The 18,866-nt window shown below is 61.2% G+C and carries 19 protein-coding genes; 10 read left to right on the top strand and 9 right to left on the bottom strand.

Translation table 11 applies throughout. The features are described from left to right. Window positions 1–532: 532 nt before the first annotated feature. Complete coding sequence (locus VGP39_RS04125; RefSeq protein WP_327566831.1) at window positions 533–997, bottom strand: DUF6163 family protein; 465 nt, start codon at window positions 995–997, stop codon at window positions 533–535. Between the two features lie 167 nt (window positions 998–1,164). Here VGP39_RS04125 and hemB point away from each other — a divergent pair, with 167 nt between their 5' ends. The 3 genes from hemB to VGP39_RS04140 all read left to right on the top strand — a co-directional run bounded on the left by hemB (window position 1,165) and on the right by VGP39_RS04140 (window position 3,813). Continuing rightward, the gene (gene hemB / locus VGP39_RS04130) at window positions 1,165–2,226 is read left to right on the top strand and encodes a porphobilinogen synthase (protein ID WP_327566832.1); all 1,062 of its coding nucleotides are present in this window, start codon (window positions 1,165–1,167) and stop codon (window positions 2,224–2,226) included. Between the two features lie 193 nt (window positions 2,227–2,419). After that, window positions 2,420–2,959 carry an RDD family protein gene (locus VGP39_RS04135; protein WP_327566833.1) on the top strand — a complete coding sequence of 180 codons (540 nt, stop codon included), beginning with the start codon at window positions 2,420–2,422 and terminating at the stop codon, window positions 2,957–2,959. Between the two features lie 77 nt (window positions 2,960–3,036). Next, a complete protein-coding gene (locus tag VGP39_RS04140) occupies window positions 3,037–3,813 on the top strand; it encodes an arginyltransferase (protein WP_327566834.1) in 777 nt (258 codons plus the stop codon). 83 nt (window positions 3,814–3,896) lie between these two features. On the opposite strand, the gene VGP39_RS04145 is transcribed toward VGP39_RS04140, so the two are convergent. Together VGP39_RS04145 and VGP39_RS04150 are read right to left on the bottom strand one after the other, a co-directional pair. Then, window positions 3,897–5,294 (bottom strand): Nramp family divalent metal transporter, encoded by a 1,398-nt coding sequence (locus VGP39_RS04145; protein WP_327566835.1) that lies wholly within the window; start codon window positions 5,292–5,294, stop codon window positions 3,897–3,899. A gap of 106 nt (window positions 5,295–5,400) precedes the next feature. After that, window positions 5,401–5,841, bottom strand: a complete 441-nt coding sequence (locus VGP39_RS04150; protein ID WP_327566836.1) for a hypothetical protein — start codon at window positions 5,839–5,841, stop codon at window positions 5,401–5,403. On the opposite strand from VGP39_RS04150, the gene VGP39_RS04155 reads away from it, so the two are divergent. The 3 genes from VGP39_RS04155 (at window position 5,840) to VGP39_RS04165 (ending at window position 9,321) form a co-directional block, all read left to right on the top strand. Continuing rightward, window positions 5,840–7,093, top strand: coding sequence for an MFS transporter (locus VGP39_RS04155; RefSeq protein ID WP_327566837.1), 1,254 nt, complete (start codon window positions 5,840–5,842; stop codon window positions 7,091–7,093). The two genes, VGP39_RS04150 and VGP39_RS04155, sit on opposite strands and share 2 nt — an antisense overlap. Before the next feature lie 170 nt (window positions 7,094–7,263). Further along, entirely contained in the window at window positions 7,264–8,478 is a 1,215-nt protein-coding gene (locus VGP39_RS04160; RefSeq protein ID WP_327566838.1) for a multidrug effflux MFS transporter, read from the top strand. Between the two features lie 111 nt (window positions 8,479–8,589). Then, entirely contained in the window at window positions 8,590–9,321 is a 732-nt protein-coding gene (locus VGP39_RS04165) for a sulfite exporter TauE/SafE family protein (RefSeq protein WP_327566839.1), read from the top strand. 18 nt (window positions 9,322–9,339) lie between these two features. Here VGP39_RS04165 and dmeF read toward each other — a convergent pair whose 3' ends face one another. Continuing rightward, a complete protein-coding gene (gene dmeF / locus VGP39_RS04170) occupies window positions 9,340–10,290 on the bottom strand; it encodes a CDF family Co(II)/Ni(II) efflux transporter DmeF (RefSeq protein ID WP_327566840.1) in 951 nt (316 codons plus the stop codon). A gap of 251 nt (window positions 10,291–10,541) precedes the next feature. On the opposite strand from dmeF, the gene VGP39_RS04175 reads away from it, so the two are divergent. After that, window positions 10,542–11,174: a hypothetical protein gene (locus VGP39_RS04175; protein WP_327566841.1), complete on the top strand. Its 633-nt coding sequence runs from the start codon at window positions 10,542–10,544 to the stop codon at window positions 11,172–11,174. Between the two features lie 371 nt (window positions 11,175–11,545). On the opposite strand, the gene VGP39_RS04180 is transcribed toward VGP39_RS04175, so the two are convergent. From VGP39_RS04180 to VGP39_RS04200, 5 genes are all read right to left on the bottom strand, one after another. After that, a complete protein-coding gene (locus VGP39_RS04180; RefSeq protein ID WP_327566842.1) occupies window positions 11,546–11,779 on the bottom strand; it encodes an acyl carrier protein in 234 nt (77 codons plus the stop codon). A 49-nt stretch (window positions 11,780–11,828) separates the two neighbouring features. Next, window positions 11,829–13,055, bottom strand: a complete 1,227-nt coding sequence (locus VGP39_RS04185) for an aminoacyl--tRNA ligase-related protein (RefSeq protein WP_327566843.1) — start codon at window positions 13,053–13,055, stop codon at window positions 11,829–11,831. A 54-nt stretch (window positions 13,056–13,109) separates the two neighbouring features. Beyond that, window positions 13,110–14,618 carry an MBOAT family O-acyltransferase gene (locus VGP39_RS04190; RefSeq protein ID WP_327566844.1) on the bottom strand — a complete coding sequence of 503 codons (1,509 nt, stop codon included), beginning with the start codon at window positions 14,616–14,618 and terminating at the stop codon, window positions 13,110–13,112. Window positions 14,619–14,791: 173 nt separating this feature from the next. After that, window positions 14,792–15,931 (bottom strand): hypothetical protein, encoded by a 1,140-nt coding sequence (locus tag VGP39_RS04195; protein WP_327566845.1) that lies wholly within the window; start codon window positions 15,929–15,931, stop codon window positions 14,792–14,794. A 41-nt stretch (window positions 15,932–15,972) separates the two neighbouring features. Next, entirely contained in the window at window positions 15,973–16,191 is a 219-nt protein-coding gene (locus VGP39_RS04200; protein ID WP_327566846.1) for a DUF1127 domain-containing protein, read from the bottom strand. Between the two features lie 359 nt (window positions 16,192–16,550). Here VGP39_RS04200 and VGP39_RS04205 point away from each other — a divergent pair, with 359 nt between their 5' ends. From VGP39_RS04205 to VGP39_RS04215, 3 genes are all read left to right on the top strand, one after another. After that, entirely contained in the window at window positions 16,551–17,588 is a 1,038-nt protein-coding gene (locus VGP39_RS04205; RefSeq protein WP_327566847.1) for a chromate resistance protein ChrB domain-containing protein, read from the top strand. A gap of 205 nt (window positions 17,589–17,793) precedes the next feature. Further along, window positions 17,794–18,612 carry a sulfurtransferase/chromate resistance protein gene (locus VGP39_RS04210; protein WP_327566848.1) on the top strand — a complete coding sequence of 273 codons (819 nt, stop codon included), beginning with the start codon at window positions 17,794–17,796 and terminating at the stop codon, window positions 18,610–18,612. Then, window positions 18,609–18,866: chromate transporter (locus VGP39_RS04215; protein WP_327566849.1), on the top strand; the 258-nt coding region annotated here is incomplete at its 3' end. The genes VGP39_RS04210 and VGP39_RS04215, both read left to right, overlap by 4 nt.

Genomic DNA, 18,866 nt, shown 5'->3' on the forward strand with positions numbered 1-18,866 from the left:
GATAGAGCGGCTGCACCGGCGCCTGGCCGGCGTTACGTTCAGCGGTTTCCACCGCCGTTGCAACGGCTTTCATCATGACACGTCCCCTGTTGTCGTTTTTATCGACTTATTCGACGAAACTTGTGTCCCGCCTGATAGCCAAACCATAGGGAAGGCGTTTGAAGATCAGCTTAAATAAGACAATAAAGAGATCATGAATTTAAGACAGTGAATAGCGGATTAAGCCCGTCGCACAAGGACTTTTCGCAACCCTTCATTGAGGACGCAGCGCTGCTGTTCACGCTTCGTCTTGAGCCAGTGTCGCATTTGAGAACAGCATCGTTCGAATTCGACACATTCGCGTAACACAGATGACCGCCGCGTTAGGGTGACTCAAATCTTACCGCGAAAAAATGCGGAAAATTTTATGCGAGTGATGAAGTCCTGCCCGTCATTCCGGGCGCGCTCTTCGCGCGAACCCGGAATCCAGATGCCCGCCGCCGGAGTCCGGGTCTGCGTGCTTCCCCGGCATTCCGGAATGATGAAGGCCGGTCTATGGCGGCCGTTCGCGCGCGGCCATCCATGCCAGCGCGAGATAGGCCGCCAGCATCAAGGCCTCAACCGCGACGATCGTGATGCTGCCGCCGTAGATCGCGGGAAACATCAGCTCGATCACCGCCATTGAAACCACGGTTGTCAGCCACACCACCGCGCCCCATGGCGTCGCCAGCCACAAGCCCACGGCAGCGACCAGTTCGATCACCGCGAAATACACCGTCGCGGTTTGCCAGGCCATGGACTGGTTTTCGAAGGCGTCGTCCTCACCGCCGACGAAGCCGGTTACCTGCGCCCAGTGATAAAGGCCCTTGATCACCGACAGCACCGCCATGATGCGCAGGAACAGCACCAGCCGTCTGGTCCATGCATTGTCGCCGGTTTCGGTCCGTCCGGACGAGATCGCCGCCACTGACAGGGCATTGTCTCGCGGCGTCTGGTCGCGCGCTGGTGTTTCAGACATGCGGCTTGATGCTCATGGTCGGGAATATCTCATGATGCGAGTCATGGCCCGTTGGCCCGGCAAAATCAATCCATAGGCCGCATGGCGAGAGTGCGGTGACGCCGCGGTGCCGAGGTGCTAGAGTTGAACGGGTCCAGTCTGTCCTGGCTTCGGGGAGTGGTGGTAACATGGCGATCAAATTTGGGCGGCCGATCGAGATGCGCGACGCCCCCCGGCGGGAGTCCGCGCTGGCCGCCCCTGCCCTCGACCTGATCATGCGCCCGCGCCGCAACCGCAAGGCCGAATGGGCGCGCCGGCTGGTGCGGGAAAATGTCCTCACCGCGGACGATCTGATCTGGCCGCTGTTCGTGGTCGACGGCCACAACAAGCGCTTAAGCATTGCCTCGATGCCCGGCGTGGAGCGCCTCAGCGTCGACCAGGCGGTGCGCGACGCCGAGCGCGCCATAAAACTGCGGATTCCCTGCATCGCGCTGTTTCCCTATACCGAACCGTCGCTGCGCGACGAGCACGGCTCCGAGGCGCTCAATGCCGACAACCTGGTTTGCGAATCGGTCCGTGCCATCAAGAAAGAATTTCCGGGCCTCGGCGTGCTCTGCGACGTGGCACTGGATCCCTTCACCAGCCACGGCCATGACGGACTGATTAGGGACGGCCGCATCCTCAACGACGAAACCGTCGCGGTCCTGGTGCGCCAGGCGCTGGTGCAGGCGGAAGCCGGCTGCGATATCATCGCGCCTTCGGACATGATGGACGGCCGGGTCGGGGCCATCCGCCAGGCGCTCGACGAGGCGGGATTACTCGACGTGCAGATCATGGCCTACGCCGCCAAATATGCCTCGGCGTTTTACGGCCCGTTCCGCGACGCCATCGGCTCGGCGAAGACGCTGACCGGCGACAAGCGCACCTACCAGATGGACTCGGCCAATTCCGACGAGGCCTTGCGCGAGGTCGAGCTCGACATCGCCGAGGGCGCCGACATGGTGATGGTCAAGCCCGGCATGCCGTATCTCGACATCGTCCGTCGCGTCAAAGACGCTTTTGCGATGCCTACCTTCGCCTACCAGGTGTCCGGCGAATACGCGATGATCGCAGCGGCAGCGCAAAACGGTTGGATCGACGGCGAACGCGCCATGATGGAAAGCCTGCTCGCCTTCAAGCGCGCCGGCGCCGACGGCGTGCTGACTTACTTTGCGGCGCAGGCTGCGGAGAAGCTGAAAGCGGAATCGTAGGGTGGGCAAAGGCGCTCTTGCGCCATGCCCACCTTTGGTGGACGAGACATCCCTGATGGTGGGCACGCTTCGCTTTGCGCACCCTACGCGCTGCGGCACTTCGTCATTACCACGCCGCAATGATCGCGCTATCTTGTAACAACTTGTGCCCATTCCCATGTCCTGCGCGGCAACGCAGTCGAAAGGACTGATCATGTCTGACAGCGGTTCATATAGCAGCGGCGCCCGGCCGGGCGGTTCCGCGCCGCATGACTTCGATCCGTGGCTGTATCCGGAATTGTTCCGCGGCGTGCTGACGCGGCGGGTGTTCGCGTTCCTGATCGATCTGGTGGTGCTGTCGATTCCGGTGGTTCTGGCTTGCATGTTCATCGCCGTGTTCGGCGTGGTCACGCTGGGGCTCGGCTGGTCGCTGTTCTGGCTGGTGTCCCCAGCCTCGGTAATCTGGGCAATTGTCTATTACGGCGCGTCGTTCGGCGGCCCGCATTCGGCGACGCTGGGCATGCGGGTGATGGATCTGCAGCTGCGCACATGGACCGGCGCGCCCGGTTATTTTGTGCTGGGCGCCGCGCATGCGGTGCTGTTTTGGGTCTCGGTGTCGTTCTTCACGCCGCTGATTCTGCTGGTTGGGCTGTTCAACGGCCGACGCCGGCTGTTGCACGACATGATCCTGGGAACCGTGGTTATTAACAGCTCGGCCCGCGCCGAAGTCGCGCAGTCGGCCCGAACATACTGACGCCAAGCAAACCGATTGACCGTCAGCCGCCGCGGCGCGATGCTCAGCCCAACTGCTTCGGAGACCGACGGCATAACGTGACCCAACACTCGCGCGACACCCCGCAATTCTATCTGACGGCGCCCTCGCCCTGCCCGTATTTGCCGGGCCGGCACGAGCGCAAGGTGTTCACGCATCTGGTCGGCGACAAGGCCGGCGATCTCAACGACCTGCTCACCCATGGCGGTTTCCGGCGCAGCCAGTCGATCGCCTATCGACCCGCCTGCGACCAGTGCCGCGCCTGCGTCTCGGTGCGGGTAATTGCCAACGAATTCCGGCCCTCGCGCAATTTCCGCAAGATTCTGGCGCGCAACGCCGACATCGTCGGCGAGCAGCGCAGTCCGGTGCCGACCTCGGAACAATATTCGGTATTCCGCGCCTATCTCGACCATCGCCATCGCCACGGCGGCATGGCCGACATGACCGTGCTCGATTATGCGATGATGGTCGAGGACAGCCATGTCGAGACCCGCATCATCGAATATCGCAAGCGCGGCATCGACAGCGGCATTACCGGGCGCGGCGAAGGCCTGGTGGCGGTGGCGCTGTCCGACGTGCTCAGCGACGGGCTGTCGATGGTGTATTCTTTCTTCGAGCCGTCGGAGGAAGGCCGCTCGCTCGGCACCTTCATGATATTGGACCACATCACCCGAGCCCGCCGGCTCGGACTGCCCTACGTCTATCTCGGCTACTGGATCGAGGGCTCCCGGAAGATGGACTACAAGGGCCGCTTCCTGCCGCAGCAGCGCCTCGCTCCCTCGGGCTGGCTGCGCATCGACGCATCCGGCGAAATGCCGACCGAGCCGCAGGATTAATTCTCGTAGCCCGGATGAGCGAAGCAATATCCGGGACTGCGGCCAAGAGTACCGGATATCGCTTCGCTCATCCGGGCTACGAACTACGAACCAACGATCGTTTCGAACAGCAGCTTGACGTTCAGGGTCACGATGACAGCGGCGACGATCCACGCCGCAACGGCTACCGGTCGAGGGATCACGAAATCGCCCATCTTTCGCCGGTCCGACACGAATCGCACCAGCGGAATCACCGCGAATGGCAGCTGCATCGACAGAATGACCTGACTGAGCACGAGCAGCTGTCCGGTGCCGCGCTCGCCATAAAGCGCGGTGACGATGACGACCGGCACGATGGCGACAGCGCGTGTGACAAGACGCCGTGCCCAGCTCGGCATCCGCAACCGCAAAAACCCTTCCATCACGATCTGACCAGCGAGCGTCGCCGTCACCGTCGAGTTGAGGCCGGATGCCAGCAGCGCGACCGCAAACAGGGTCGAGGCAATGCCGAGGCCGAGCAGTGGCGACAGCAGTTCGAAAGCTTTGCCGATCTCGGCGACATCGGAATGGCCGCTGCCGTGAAATGTCGCAGCGGCGACAATCAGAATTGCCGCGTTGATGAACAACGCCAGCATCAGCGCGATGGTCGAGTCGGTGGTCGCCCATTTGATGGCGTCGCGGCGGCCTTCGTCGGTGCGCGGATAGGCGCGGGTCTGTACGATCGACGAGTGTAGATAGAGGTTATGAGGCATCACCGTCGCACCGATGATGCCGATGGCAATATAGAGCATCGCGGGATTGGTCACGATCGCGCTAGACGGCACGAAGCCCCGCAGCACCGCCGCGACGGGCGGCGCCGCGGCTACGATCTGAACCGTGAAGCACAGGGCTATGACGATCAGCAGTGCGATCACGAAGGCTTCGAGAAAACGGAAACCCTTGTTCATCAGCAGCAGCAGCAGGAAGGCATCAAGCGCGGTGATGAGTGCGCCGCCGATCAGCGGAATGCCGAACAGCAATTGCAGCGCGATTGCGGTGCCGATCACCTCGGCCAGATCGCAGGCGATGATCGCGGCCTCGCAGGCGAGCCACAGCATGATGTTGACGGGCCGCGAATAGCTGTCGCGGCAGGCCTGCGCGAGGTCGCGATCGGTGACGATACCGAGCCGCGCAGCGAGCGCCTGCAGCAGAATCGCCATTACGTTCGATAGCAGGATGACCGACAGCAGCGTGTAGCCGAACTGCGCGCCGCCCGCGAGATCGGTCGCCCAGTTGCCGGGATCCATGTAGCCGACCGAGACCATGTAGCCCGGCCCCGCGAAGGCCAGCAGGCGGCGGAACCAATGGCCACCGACCGGGATCGCAACGCTGGCATTGACTTCCGGAAGGCTGCGCAGTGCATCCACGCCGCTGCCCGACCGCCATCCGGAAACGCCGAGCGCGCCGCGCCTGGTCACTTCGGCGCGCGGATCAGGCGGAATTTTCGGGGAAATCGCATCCATACCGCAGGATGACCTATTTTCAATCTTGTTGCAACTCATTTGCAACTGCATCTAGCCGATGTGGTTAGCGCGGTCGCCCGCCGAGGCAAGATCGCCCTCCTCCCGTTCATATGCAGGCGATCTGCGCCGGATCGATGAAAAAGCTTCGCGGTCCAACCACGTTGATCCTGCCCGGATTGTCTTTGATCGCGACGTCCATCGTACACGCGCCGGCCGTCAGCCGGTAAAGGTCGTCGGCGATCCGTTCGATCTTGTCGATCGGACGGCTGAAAGCACCGACGACCCTGCTGTCGTCGAGAATCGCACGCAGTTCAGCCAGCCGCTGATACTGCGGCGGAAGCGCGGCCATGGCTGTGGCGGAACAGAAGACAACCCAGGTTGCCGAGGCAACACCGAAAACACGCATCATCGAACCCTCAGTGAGACCCCCATTGTTAGACTGGATTGCCATCGCGGCGAAAGCGCGTGGTTCCGAGATCGGGAAACGGGTGGCTGCGCCGGCGGTTGGCTTCCAAGGTGCACATAACGATGCACAGGAGGCCATCATGGCCGAGCTACGAAACCAGTTGCCCGCGACCTTCAACCGCTTGGCCTGGTCCAACCTTGCCGCGCAATCGGCCGAACAGATCGCGCTGGCGGCGGCGCCGATCGTCGCCGTGCTGATGCTGGGCGTCGGCGAAGGCCAGACCAGCCTTTTACAGATGGCGCTGACGCTGCCGTTTATCCTGTTTGCGATCCCCGCAGGTCTGCTCGCCGACCGCATCTCGCGGCGCGCGCTGATGGCAGGTTCCGAGGCGCTGCGCACCGCGGCGCTGCTCGGAATCCTGGCCCTGATCTGGCTGAACCTGCTGACATTGCCGCTGCTCGCATTGCTGGGCTTTGTCGCGGTGTGCGGAACGGTCGCTTACAGCGTCGCGGCGCCCGCACTGGTGCCGTCATTGGTCCCGTCGCAATCGCTGCCTTCGGCCAATGCGCGGATCGAGCTGGCGCGCACCGTCGCATTCGCCAGCGGCCCTGCGTTGGGCGGCTTGCTGATAGGATGGGTCGGCGCCGCACCGGCGTTCGGATTCGCGGCGACACTTTCCATCATCGCGGTTGTGCTGCTGTCCGGAATCTACGAACCGGCGCGGCAGCCGGCGCCGGCGCGGCATCCGCTGCAGGAGATCAGGGAAGGCGCAGTGTTCGTGTTTCAACATCCCCTGCTGCGGCCGGTGTTTGCGACGCAGTTCATCTTCAACATCGGCTCGTTCCTGGTGCTCGCCGTGTTTGTGCCCTACGCGATCAGGCATCTTGGATTGTCGGCGTCGGGCGTCGGCACGACGCTGGCGCTGTATGGCGTCGGCATGGTGATGGGTGCGCTCTCGGCGACGCGGGTGATGCGGCGCCTGCAGTTCGGCACCGTGATCGCGCTCGGGCCGGTTACCGGGCTGATTGCCGCCGCGGTGCTGGCGCTGACGACGGTTGTCCCAAGCCCGCCGCTCGCGGGTCTCGGCTTCTTCCTGCTCGGCGCCGGTCCGATCCTGTGGGTGATATCGACCACCACGCTGCGGCAATCGGTGACGCCGGCGCGCCTGCTCGGCAGAGTGTCCGCGATCAACATCATGAGCTACGGCGCCCGACCGGTCGGCGCCGCGCTCGGCGCGGTCGCCGGCGGCCTCTATGGCGCCGAGCTGTGCCTGTATCTGGCGGTCGTGATCTTCGGCACGCAGGCGCTGGTGATCCTGCTGTCGCCGGCGGTCAGCCTGAGCAGGCAGCCGGACATGGTGGCTGAGTCCGTAAACGCCTTGCGATCCTGTTGAGACCAGCGTTCGTCGGAGCCTTGGGCGGCGCTACGCGCCGACCCGCTGGCTCACAATGACGGTCATACCGTTTTCGCATCCCTGCCCCGAAATTTCCCGCCGAGGCCCTTTGGACCTTCCCAGCCGGAGTTTATATGATATGCATCATTTCATATCGACCGGGAGTTTCCATGACCGACCAGGCCGTTGCCACCCCCGCCGTGCCGCGCCCGGAGGCCGCCTCGACAACGGCGCAGATAGCCGTGCTGGCCACGCTGGCCGCGGTCGGCACCCTCGCCACCAACATCTTGCTGCCGTCGCTGCCGCAGATGGCGGCGTCGCTCCATGTCTCGACCGCGGAAGTGACCGCGTCGATCACCGTATTCCTCGCGGTGTTTGCGATCGGACAACTGGCGGTCGGGCCGATTTCGGATCGTTACGGGCGGCGGGTGCCGGTGCTCGCAGGCTTTGTCGTTTTCATTGCCGGCAGCATCTGGTGCGGGCTCGCAAACGACCTGCCGAGCCTTCTCGCCGGCCGCGTCATCCAGGCCGCCGGCGCATGTTCGACCTCGGTGCTGTCGCGGGCGATTGCCCGCGATCTTTTCAGCGGCGCGGCGCTGGGCCGCGCGATGGCCCTGGTCATGATCGCGATGGCAGCGGCGCCCGGCTTCTCGCCACTGCTCGGCGGCGCGCTCGATCATTGGTTCGGCTGGCGCTCGGAATTCGCCTTTGTCGGCGCCTTCGCTGCCATCGCGGCCGTGGCCTACGCCGCGGTGCTCGGCGAAACCCATCGCTCGACGCGGATTCCGCTCAATCCGCTTGCGATTGCCAAAACCTATTTCGGCCTGACTGCCGACCGCCGCTTTCTGGTTCCGGCGGCGACGGTGAGCCTGATCATGGGCGGGCTGTTCTCGATGTTCTCGGCGGCCCCGCGGGTGCTGATCGAAGGGCTGCAGTTCACGCCGATCGATCTTGGCCTGTTCTTCGCCGCTACGGTGCTGGTGGTGTTCGGCGCGGGCATGCTGGCGACAAGGCTGGCGCCGCGCTTCGGGCTCGACCGCTCGATCCAGGGCGGACTGTTGCTGGCGGCGGCGGGCAGCGTGGCCCTCCTGCTGGTGTCGTTGTTCAACGCGACCTTCCTGCCGTTCCTTGGGGCAATGTGCGTATTCCTGCTCGGCATGGGCATCGTCAATCCGCTCGGCACCGCGCAGGCGCTGTCGCCATTCGGTGAAAAAGCCGGTGCGGCATCGGCACTGCTCGGCTTCTGGCAGATGATGGGCGCGGCAACCGGCGTCTGGCTGGCGGCGACGATCTCGCATGAAGCGATGTTCGCGCTCGGCATCGTGCTGACGGCGGCCTCGCTGCTGGCGCTGCTGCTCTATGGGCTGCGGAAGAAGGCGCCGTAACGCCTTGCACCGGTCACCGCTGCCGGCATAGTCTGTTTCGGGGACATCGCAGCCTCCCCATGAAATGGCGATCCCATTCAAGCGCTGCTCGCCCTTTTTTGGAGCGAGCACATGGATGGGTTTCCTCTCGCACTTCCGATCTTTGTTTTCGCCACGTTTGCCGGCGCGCTGGTCGCCGGCCTGTCCGGCTTCGCGTTCGGCCTCGTTGTGGCTTCGATCTGGCTTTACATTCTCACGCCGCTGCAAACGGCAACGCTGATCATCGCGTTCGGGCTGATCGTGCAGGGATATTCGGTCTGGAAGCTTCGCGGCGCGCTGGACTGGAAACGGCTCTGGCCGTTTCTCGTCGGCGCGGCGGCCGGCGTCCCCGCAGGTGTAACCATCCTGACCTGGGCCGATCCGGCCCACATACGGGCGGCCGTCGGCGTGTTTCTGGTCCTCTACAGCCTCTATGCTTTCTTCCGTCCCGCGATCTATCCGGTCAAGGCAGGCGGCGCGGCAGCCGACGCCGGCGTCGGCTTTCTCAATGGCGTGCTCGGGGGGATGACCGGCCTTGCCGGCATCCTCGTCGTCATCTGGTGCGGACTGCGCGGCTGGCCAAGGGACGTGCAGCGCACCGTCTTTCAGCCGGTAGCGGTGGCCATATTCTTGATGAGCGCCCTCTGGATCGGAACCAAGGGCGCGATTACAGCGGACACGATCAAATTATTCTTCATCGGGCTACCCGCACTTCTCTCCGGCACGTTGCTTGGGCTCAAGCTGTTCGGCCGACTTAACGAGGCGGCGTTCCGGAAAGTCGTGCTTGTCCTTCTTTTCGCATCGGGCGCCATGCTGATTTTCTAGGACACATCCGATCGCATCTCAGTCCGGGTCTTGAGCGGCGTGCACGCTGTCCGAACAAGTCACGACCTCGACCGTGACGTGGCTGAGACCCCGGAGATCTCCAAGCCGGCGTTTGTACGTGGCAGGCGATAGAGGCTTGTCGGATACCACCGGGATGACGGCGGCGCGATGGCCGGGACCGACCTGCCACAGGTGGAGGTCCGTCAGCCGGTCGCCCTCGGTCTCCAGCCGGTTGCGGATCACGGCTTCGAGATTTTTATCGACGCTGGCATCCAGCAGCACCGCGCCGGTGTCCCGGATCAGGCCGTAGGCCCAGCCGGCGATGGCAAGACTGCCGATGATTCCGATCACCGGATCGGCCCAGTTCCACTGCGAAACCATCGCGATCATCAACGCCAAGATGGCTAGCACCGACGTGGCGGCGTCGGCGAGCACGTGGACGTATGCCGCGCGAAGATTGTTGTCGTGGTGATCATGCCCGTGGGAATCCCCGTGGCCATGCCGATCATCGTGCGCATCGCGCAGCAGCCACGCGCTGATCAGGTTGACGACAAGACCAAGCACGGCGACCGATATGGCCTCGGCATACGCAATCGGGACCGGGTGAACAAGGCGAGCGGCGCTTTCCCAGGCGATTTGAACCGCGATCATCGCAAGGATGATCGCGCTGGCAAAGGCTGCCAGATCGCCGAACTTTCCGGTGCCAAAGGTGAACCGGGAATTGCGTGCATGTTGGCGGGCAAACAGATAGGCGATCCCAGCGATTCCAAGCGCAGCAGCGTGGGTTGCCATGTGCCAGCCGTCCGCCAGCAGCGCCATCGATCCGAAAAGCGATCCCGCCGCAATCTCGCCGACCATCATAACGGCGGTAAGGGCGACGACGAACCACGTCCGGCGCTCGTTGCGGGAGTGCTGTCGACCGAGGAAAACGAGGTCGTGCGTCCATTGCTCGATGGAGTGCGAGTGCATTGGCCTTCCCTGGCGAAGTCCTGTCTGGCACAGAGCATATGCCGCTCAGTGAGAAGGTTCCATGAGATGCGCCGCAAATAAAGGCGGAAAGCGACGCGGCCTGCCCTCGTCCGGGGCGCGTGTAATTGACCCGACGACCGCGATTGACAGGACGGACCGAGTCCGCTGTATTTATGCCATGGGGGCCTTTGCGATCCCCCCACGAGGCGACATGCCCAAGTATCGCGTCCCGTTTTTCACGAGGGCGCAGCATGTCACTCACCACATCGATATCTACAACGCTTTGCGTATTCATCCTGGCTGCAACGGCCCTGCCGAGCCGGGCCGAAACCATCACCTTTGCGGCGTCGAAAGGACTTGGCGATTTGGAATTCGCCATGACCGGTAACGGCGTGCCGGGTGAATGGTCTGTCGTCCGCAATGACGCCGTCCAGGCCTTGGCGCAGACCGGCACCGACCCTACGGACGACCGGTTTCCGCTCGCGATCTATCGGCCGTTCTCAGGACGCAATGTCTACGTCTCGATCCGCTTCATGCCGATTGCCGGCAAAATCGATCAAGCCGGCGGCGTCGTCGTGCGATTTAGGTCGGCTGGCGATTACTACGTCGCGCGCGCCAACGCGCTCGAAAACAACGTGCGTTTCTACCGCGTGATCGGCGGAAAGCGGCAGATGATCGCCGGCGTGGATGCCAGCGTGTCAAGCGGCGTTTGGCACACGCTCGGAATAGCGGCGCGAGACGACCGCTTCATCATAGTGTTCGACGGCCGGGAACTGTTTGGCGCTACCGACGCAACGTTCCCGGGCCCCGGCAGAGTCGGCCTGTGGACCAAGGCCGACAGTGTCACCTGGTTCGAAAGCATCAGGATCAAATCTCTCGATTGAAATTTCGGAGCAAGCTCGCTGCAACGCAACGTCATCCTGAGGAGCCGCGCTCTTGCGCGGCGTCTCGCAGGAGGGCCGCTTGCGCTCGTGGGCCATCCTTCGAGGCTCGCCGAAGACGGCGAGCGCCTCAGGATGACGGCGGTAAGCGTAGCGCACAACACAATTGGCAGAACGGACGCGGTCGGCAGTATTCGCCTCAATTCGCCTCATGGGGGTTGTGCGATCCCCCACGAGGCGACATGCCCAAGTATCGCGTCTCGTTTTCACGGGGCGCCATGTCATCCTGTGAGGCTTTGGACAATCCATCGGAGATGAGAACGCCTGGACGCAGGTTTTATCCAGGTGTTGAATAGTGTGCTGCCGGAGTTCAGCTAGGTAACAGCCACGCCTTTGCTTACGAGCGTCTGTCGGATTCCGCGCACCGAGCTGAGACTCATGATCTCGGAAGTCGAAAACGTAATTCCGAATTCGTCTTCCAGTGCCATTACCAGAGAGACATGGCGCAGACTGTCCCATCGATGTAGCGTTTTGGGGCTGGCGTCTTCCGTGATGCGATTTTCCGGCTCGCCGAGGACAGAAACGAAAATGCTTGAAAATTTGGACATGGTGATGCTCCAGGGTTGGGATGCGGTTTGTCGAAGAACGTCGGCTCAATCAATCGTTCGCGGTGAAGACGATGTCGCGCAATTCGGCGGGCCATCGTGCTGGTTCGAAGCCATGCTGGCTGAAAAGTGCCAGGACCCATCGCTCGAGGCCGAAGCCCACGCAGGCCGAAATCGCGGGGCTTGCGTCCTCCAGTTTTATGTCGAAGCGATTGCCGAAGAACGGACCATGCAGATTGATTGATCCGCCGGCGATAGAGCGTGACTTGCCCGTTTCGTCGGGGCCAATGGCAAGCCGAATTTCAGACTTCACGTCGAGACTCTGCTGAAAGAACGTCTTGACCGCATACACCGTCGCGAAGAACGGATCATTCGCGGTCTCGATGTGCAGATCGAGATCCCATTCCTGAGCGATGTCGCCAATAATAGCGACGGCTTCCTTGCGGCAATCGTTGACGAACGCGTCTGTCCCGAGGAAGACCAATTCCCGCACGTTGAATTCCCACAGCCGGTCGAGGCCGCGGATATTCCGCGACTCATAGCGGAACACGCGCCCCATCCACGTGAGGATCGTTCCGTCGCCGGGAATAGTCTTGCCTTCGTAGGCTTCGTAGCACGGGAAACACGCGGCCGGGTTCAAGCAGTAGTGCGGTTTGGAAAACGAGTCGTTGCCGGGAACTTGCAGCGCGGAGTGACCGGCATTGGCCTGGCGGAAGCGCTCAAGTTCGTCAAAGTCCTCCACCACGTGCGACACGAAGGAGACGGCATTGGGATGCATCTCGAAGTATCCGCAGCGCGCAAGCACGTCGGCGCGGATCATGGCGGGGTAGCTGCGATGCTGTGCATCGAACCGGGCGAGGTAAATGCGGCCAAGCTTTTGATCAACCGCATGCAGTAGCCGCAAAGCCGGTCCGGAGAGGCTGACCTGGCCCTGCCCGTGCTCAAACAACCAGCCGCGGGCCTGCAGCTCCTCGTAGACATCGGCCACGATCGGATGCGGATCGGCGCGGCTGTGCCGGTAGTGCACGGTCGGCTCTATCTTGCGGAACCTTGAAACCATGCCAGCCAGAAACCGTTCGGTTTTGTCTTTGACCGCAGCGGCGTCGGCGCCCGGCTTGAGACAAATCACGACGCCGTCCAGGGTGGAATTGACGTGCAGGCGGTCGATGTCCGTCGAGATGTAGACCGACTGCTTTTCGATGTCCGATGCGAGTTCTGCATCGACCTGGCGTGACAATTTCATTTCGATCTTCGAAAAATTCGTGGCGAGGATGTTCATGATACACTCCGTCCGGTTTGAGTTGTTTGAGCTCTGAATGATTTCTCGGATGACCTAGAATTTGTAGTAGAGGAAGCCGCTGACATTGTCGGAACTCAGCAGCGCGACCGTGATGAGCATCGCAGTCCAGGCTGTGCCCGCCGCACTCGGACGCCAGGTCATTCCGGTAAGCCAGTTACGTGCGCGCTCGGCGATTTCGTCCGTCGTCATCGGATAGTCGCGGAGGATTTCGGTGGTGTTCGGTGCCGTTACGAGAAACAAGACAACGGCAGCTTCAAGCGGCAACAGCACCGTCCAATCGAGCAGACTGGTTGCCGCCGACGAACCACCAAACATCACTACCAGAATCGCGCCGGCTTCATGCAGGGTCTCGGAACGGAACAGGACCATAGAGACCAGCGCGACCAGCATCGTAAGCAGCCAGCCAGCGGCGGCAGGAACTTCCGGCATCCGCGCTTCCCGCCAGGCGTAGTTGACCGAAAGCGCTACGCCCCACAGCAACCCGAACACAATGTAGTTCCAACCTGCTCCGTGCCACAGCCCCGCCAAGGCGAATGCGACGACGGAAGGAAGTGCAACGGCGAGGATAAATCGCACGACCGGACCGGATTTGCGGCGGTGGTGATAGCGCGCCAACCGCACGGCCATTGGCATATAGAGGTACATCGTGATGAAGCGCGTCAGCGTGATGTGCCACCGCTTCCAATATTCAAGAATGCTCGTCGCCTTCAGTGGAGAATTGAAGTTGATTGGCAGCTTGATCCCGACCAAAGCGGCGATTGCCAGCGCCATGTCGCAGTAGCCGGAGAAGTCGAAGTACAGCTGCAGGAAGTAGGCGACCGTTCCGCCCCATGCGTCGAACATCGTGATCGTCTGACCATTCGCGACCGCAGCGAACATGGCGTTTGCGGTGGGCGCGAAGGCTTCGGCAACGACAATCTTTTTGAAGAGGCCGAACGAGAACAATGCGGCGCACGAGAGCACACGATTGAGGGTTGGCTTGAAGATCTCATCGTTGCGCAGTTGCGGCAGTATTTCGCGCAACGTCGTGATCGGACCCGATGTCACCGAACCGAAGAATGAGACGAACAGCAGGTACTCGATGAAGGAATGGCGCTCGTGCCGCCCATTCGACGTGTCGGCAAGATATGCAATTTGCTGGAAGGTAAAGAACGAGACGCCGAGGGGAAGCGCGATATGCATGAGCGGCCAGGCTGGCGTACCTGAAGCGGCAAGTGCAAGGTTGATATTTTCGATGAAGAAGTCGACGTACTTGAAGTATCCGAGGAAGGCGATATTGGCAGCCACCCCCAGGACAGTCAGCGTTGTCGCGTGGGGCGTGTTCCGATACCGCTCGATCAGCCCAGCAATGCCGAAGTTCACGACCGCAGACCCTAGCAGGACTGCAAGAAAAGCCAGTGTCCAGGAAGCGTAAAAGCCAAGTGACGCGGCAAGAAGACACACGAGTCCTGCACGGCGGCCCGCGTATCGATCCGCGAGGACGACTGACGCCAGGGTGATTGGCAGGAACACGAATAAGAAGGACGGTGAATGGAACAGCATGGCTTCCCCCTCGAACCCGACGGCGGGTCTACATTATTGTTGTCGAAGTGAAATTGTGTTGCGCGTTCGAGACGTTGCGAGACGCGCATGAAGATGCATTCAACGCCGATGCCAACGGCGATGGTAGAAGATGTCGCGATTGCGGATCGTTATTAGGTGCGGGCCGGCCGTATCTAGGCGCGGGGTATTTTACCGAACACCTTGTGCAGGCAGGCTTCATCAAGGTGTATGTAGTCGCGGAAATTACTCTCCTGACATCCGGCTTTGGTCGGATCGAAACTGCCAACCAGCACTGCGTTTTGTCCGGCAGCAATCTTCGAAACCTGGGCCTCTATCGAGGCCAAAGCTTTGCCGTAGGGGGTACCGATCAAGGCATTCCAGTAGGCGGGGTGATGCGGCGTTATGGCGATCGCGACCTGGACACCCTTGTCGCGAAGGTATTTGAGCAGCGGTGCGAGCATCGCTACGCGTTCGGCATCAACCGGCCAATTTGCTGTGTTAGCGACCTTTTTTGCGCTGGCAATCGCCAACGCCCGTGCAGACTCCGGTGTAAATGAGCCTTGATGGGCCGCCGAAAATGCGAGCGAACCGTCGGATCGGATGACATCGAACTTCGGATGCGAGGCCGCGTGTGTTGTGCCGGGTGCCTCGTCGGACGTAAATCGAAACGCCAACTGCCGCTTCAGGAGAGAGACAGAGAACATCTGGCTCGTGTGGCTGAAAGGAAGATTATCCGTCAGGGGGATTGTGGATATGCCCAGTTTATCAGCCATTGCTCGATATTCCGGCCAGAACATCTTCCACTCCTCGTCCTTCCGGGCCGAAAGCGGAAGAAACGTGGCGAACCGGACGCTGAGGATCAGCGTCTTTGGCAGTCTTCCATTCGCCTCGAGCAGTCCCGTAAACGCGATCAGGTCTTCGATGAAGTCACTATGCACGAACGCATTGAAGTAGCTCTGACCTGGGAATAGAGCCGCGCTCGCAAGTTCGAAACGGCTGCCAGCGAACGCGATGATATCGGGTGTCCGATCCATCTGGCGTACCTGCTCCCGCCGCAGACCGCGAAAATCCAAATTCGGATCGCGCACCTGAACGTTCAATCCCTGGTGCAGTTGGGACGCCACAACCGACTGACCGCTTGCCGAAAAGTTGAGCGGATCGAGATACGAGTTTGCCGCCGCGATCGCGAAAGCAGTCCCCGCAGCGACGCTGGCGAAGAGGCCGATGTGACGCCAGACCAGCCTGAAGGCCCATCGGCTTGCCTTTCTCCCGGGAAGGATCGATGTGGCAGTATTTACAGTTGTGGCGGTCATGGGAGCCCTCATCGGCTGGGTTGCGTTGATGCAATCAGAGTTCACGATTTCCAGAAGGGCTTGCGCGACTCGCGCTCGACCTGTGCTCGGGTGATACCGACGTCGTGGAGCTGACGGTCGTCCAGTTCGCGCAGGTCCCGCCGCTCTTGGCGCCGGCTAAGAATGTGGAAAACATACTCAGCGAAGCCTATGACCAGCCCAAAAGACCGGCGCTCCTGCCGCGTGACAGCTACGACAAGGTCGGTTGGATGAATGTTCATGCGTGAACTCCTGTCTGTGGTGGAGCCGATGGATCGGGACAATCGCCCGGAAGAAGAGATACGTTCATTTATGAAATAGACGTATCATCGAATAACTAAGTACGCAATAATTATTTCTCAAAAAAGATACTGATGTATCAATTATTTATAATTGTTTGATTTTGCGAGAGAAAATTGGAGTATAAGCTATCAATAAATCGGTTTGGAGGCTCGCCGACGAAAATGCAGCGCGGGAAAAGGCTGCATTAAGCAAAAATTTGGTGCAGTCGTTTCATAATATTGAAAAAGATGTAGCTTTTTAAGACCCCCGTGGTACACTTGTAGCAAATCAGCGCTCAGATTATCGGGACCACCATTCCATGACGCCCGCGACGGCCAAGATCGAAGATGCAGAGCAATACCGGTGGTTGGTGCTGTTTCATCAGCTGCCGCCCAAGCCAGCCTACATGCGGGTCAAGGTGTGGCGGCGCCTGCAGGCCCTCGGCGCAGTGATCGTGAAAAACTCCGTCTATGTTCTTCCGCAGAGTGACGCCGCTCACGAAAGCTTGCTGCAACTGCTGCATGAGATTCTGAATCAGAATGGTGAGGCCGCCATTTGTGAGGCCGCGTTCATTGCTGGCGCGAGCGATGCGGACATCATCAAGCTTTTCCAAAGCGCCAGGGATGAGGACTACGAGGCGCTCGCCAAGGAAATCGACGAGGCCGCCCGAAGCTGGACGAGCGGCGCGAACGGGCCGTTGCCGGTCTGGTCACCCGACGTGCGGACGCAGCTTACAAAGTTCCACAAGCGCTGGAATGAGATCCAAGCCATCGACTATTTCGGTACGCCGGCCGGCCAAGCCGTCGCGACCACTCTTCAGAACTTGGAGGCCAATTGGAAGGTTGGCGAACGCAGGTCCGACGAGCAGGCTAGGCTGAGCAATTTCTCCGGCCGCACATGGGTCACGCGTAAAGGCATCGGCGTTGACCGGATTGCAAGCGCTTGGCTGATCCGTCGCTTCATCGATCAACGTGCAAAGTTCAAATTCATTGACGCAACGACTTACGTGCAGCAGCCCGCTGAGCTTCGCTTCGATATGAATGAGGCGGAATTCACCCACATAGGCGACATGTGCACGTTTGAGGTCCTCGTTCAGCAAACCAAGCTTGACTCACGCCCTGCGCTAAAAGCTTTGGCTGAGATCATTCACGAATTGGACCTCAAGGACGGAAAGTACAATCGCCCCGAGGCCGCTGGGATCGGCCTGCTGCTCGAAGGAATTGTTGCGCAGAATGCTGCGGACCCTGAGAGATTGGCGCGTGGTACCGAGCTTTTTGAGAATCTCTATCGCCAGTTTGAGCGGCAGACTCTCGCTGTGCCGGTGGACCGTCGGAATGAGATGACTATGGAGCAATGAAGCGGCGGACTAGCCCTCATGCTTTTCGGCCAACTCGACGAAGCTTCTTCTGAAAACGTCGCGCTGTTTGCCTGCGACGCGGTTGATTTTCGAGTGGATTGACAACGGGTGCGACGACGAGCTAATTCGCGGCATGGGGGTGTGCGATCCCCTCACGAGGCGACATGCTCAAGAATCGCGTCCCGTTATTTACGAGGGCGCTGCTATGTCATCTTACACCTCCATATCCCCCGACAAACTTGCACGACTGATCGGCACGGCGCATACGCCGGTGCTCGTCGATGTCCGCACGGACGAGGATTTTGACGCCGATCCACGCGTCATTCCCAATGCTGTCCGCCGCTCGCACAGCGATACGGATGGGTGGGTAGGACTTCTCACCGGCCGCGCCGTCGTGGTGATTTGCCACAAAGGAAAAAAGCTCAGCGAGGGCACTGCCGCCTGGCTCCGGCACGCCAACGTCTCGGCCGAGACGCTGGAGGGCGGTTTCGAAGGCTGGAAGAACGCAAAACTCCCCTTGGTACCGGCATCGAAGCTGCCGGCCCGCGATGCGCAGGGACGCACCGTCTGGGTCACCCGCGCGCGCCCGAAAATCGACCGCATCGCCTGCCCGTGGCTGATTCGCCGCTTCATCGATCCGAACGCGGTGTTCTTATTCGTCGCACCTTCCGAGGTGATCGCGGTCGGCGAGCGCTTCAACGCGGTGCCGTTCGATATCGAAAACGTGTTCTGGAGCCATCGCGGCGAACTCTGCACTTTCGATGTGATGATCGAGGAGTTCGGTCTGGCGACGCCGCCGCTGCTGCGGCTGGCCACCATGGTGCGCGCCGCCGATACCGGACGGCTCGATCTGTCGCCGGAAGCGCCGGGCCTGCTCGCGGCATCGCTCGGCCTGTCCCGGATGTATGACGACGATCTCGAACAACTCGAGGCGGGCATTGCGCTTTACGACGCGTTCTATCGCTGGTGCCGCGATGCCACCGGCGAAACCCATAACTGGCCGGCCCACAAGGCAAAGCCATGAGCGACCTCGTTGCAGACCGGAAAGTGACCGAGGACGCCGGTCACGGCATCAGCTTCGGCGAGGCCTTTCGGGTCTGGTTGCGGGTAGCACTGTTGAGCTTCGGCGGCCCGGCGGGGCAGATCGCGGTGATGCACCGCATCCTGGTCGAGGAAAAGAACTGGATTTCGGAAAGCCGGTTTCTGCACGCGCTGAACTACTGCATGCTGCTGCCGGGGCCGGAGGCGCAGCAGCTTGCGACCTATATCGGCTGGCTG

This window comes from Bradyrhizobium sp., assembly GCF_036009065.1.
In the GTDB taxonomy this organism is placed as follows: domain Bacteria; phylum Pseudomonadota; class Alphaproteobacteria; order Rhizobiales; family Xanthobacteraceae; genus Bradyrhizobium.

Coding starts and splice junctions, on each gene's coding strand:
- VGP39_RS04125 (WP_327566831.1), bottom strand. CDS start 997: ATGTCTGAAACACCAGCGCGCGACCAGACGCCGCGAGACAATGCCCTG.
- hemB (WP_327566832.1), top strand. CDS start 1,165: ATGGCGATCAAATTTGGGCGGCCGATCGAGATGCGCGACGCCCCCCGG.
- VGP39_RS04135 (WP_327566833.1), top strand. CDS start 2,420: ATGTCTGACAGCGGTTCATATAGCAGCGGCGCCCGGCCGGGCGGTTCC.
- VGP39_RS04145 (WP_327566835.1), bottom strand. CDS start 5,294: ATGGATGCGATTTCCCCGAAAATTCCGCCTGATCCGCGCGCCGAAGTG.
- VGP39_RS04155 (WP_327566837.1), top strand. CDS start 5,840: ATGGCCGAGCTACGAAACCAGTTGCCCGCGACCTTCAACCGCTTGGCC.
- VGP39_RS04150 (WP_327566836.1), bottom strand. CDS start 5,841: ATGATGGCCTCCTGTGCATCGTTATGTGCACCTTGGAAGCCAACCGCC.
- VGP39_RS04160 (WP_327566838.1), top strand. CDS start 7,264: ATGACCGACCAGGCCGTTGCCACCCCCGCCGTGCCGCGCCCGGAGGCC.
- VGP39_RS04165 (WP_327566839.1), top strand. CDS start 8,590: ATGGATGGGTTTCCTCTCGCACTTCCGATCTTTGTTTTCGCCACGTTT.
- dmeF (WP_327566840.1), bottom strand. CDS start 10,290: ATGCACTCGCACTCCATCGAGCAATGGACGCACGACCTCGTTTTCCTC.
- VGP39_RS04175 (WP_327566841.1), top strand. CDS start 10,542: ATGTCACTCACCACATCGATATCTACAACGCTTTGCGTATTCATCCTG.
- VGP39_RS04180 (WP_327566842.1), bottom strand. CDS start 11,779: ATGTCCAAATTTTCAAGCATTTTCGTTTCTGTCCTCGGCGAGCCGGAA.
- VGP39_RS04185 (WP_327566843.1), bottom strand. CDS start 13,055: ATGAACATCCTCGCCACGAATTTTTCGAAGATCGAAATGAAATTGTCA.
- VGP39_RS04190 (WP_327566844.1), bottom strand. CDS start 14,618: ATGCTGTTCCATTCACCGTCCTTCTTATTCGTGTTCCTGCCAATCACC.
- VGP39_RS04195 (WP_327566845.1), bottom strand. CDS start 15,931: ATGACCGCCACAACTGTAAATACTGCCACATCGATCCTTCCCGGGAGA.
- VGP39_RS04200 (WP_327566846.1), bottom strand. CDS start 16,191: ATGAACATTCATCCAACCGACCTTGTCGTAGCTGTCACGCGGCAGGAG.
- VGP39_RS04205 (WP_327566847.1), top strand. CDS start 16,551: ATGACGCCCGCGACGGCCAAGATCGAAGATGCAGAGCAATACCGGTGG.
- VGP39_RS04210 (WP_327566848.1), top strand. CDS start 17,794: ATGTCATCTTACACCTCCATATCCCCCGACAAACTTGCACGACTGATC.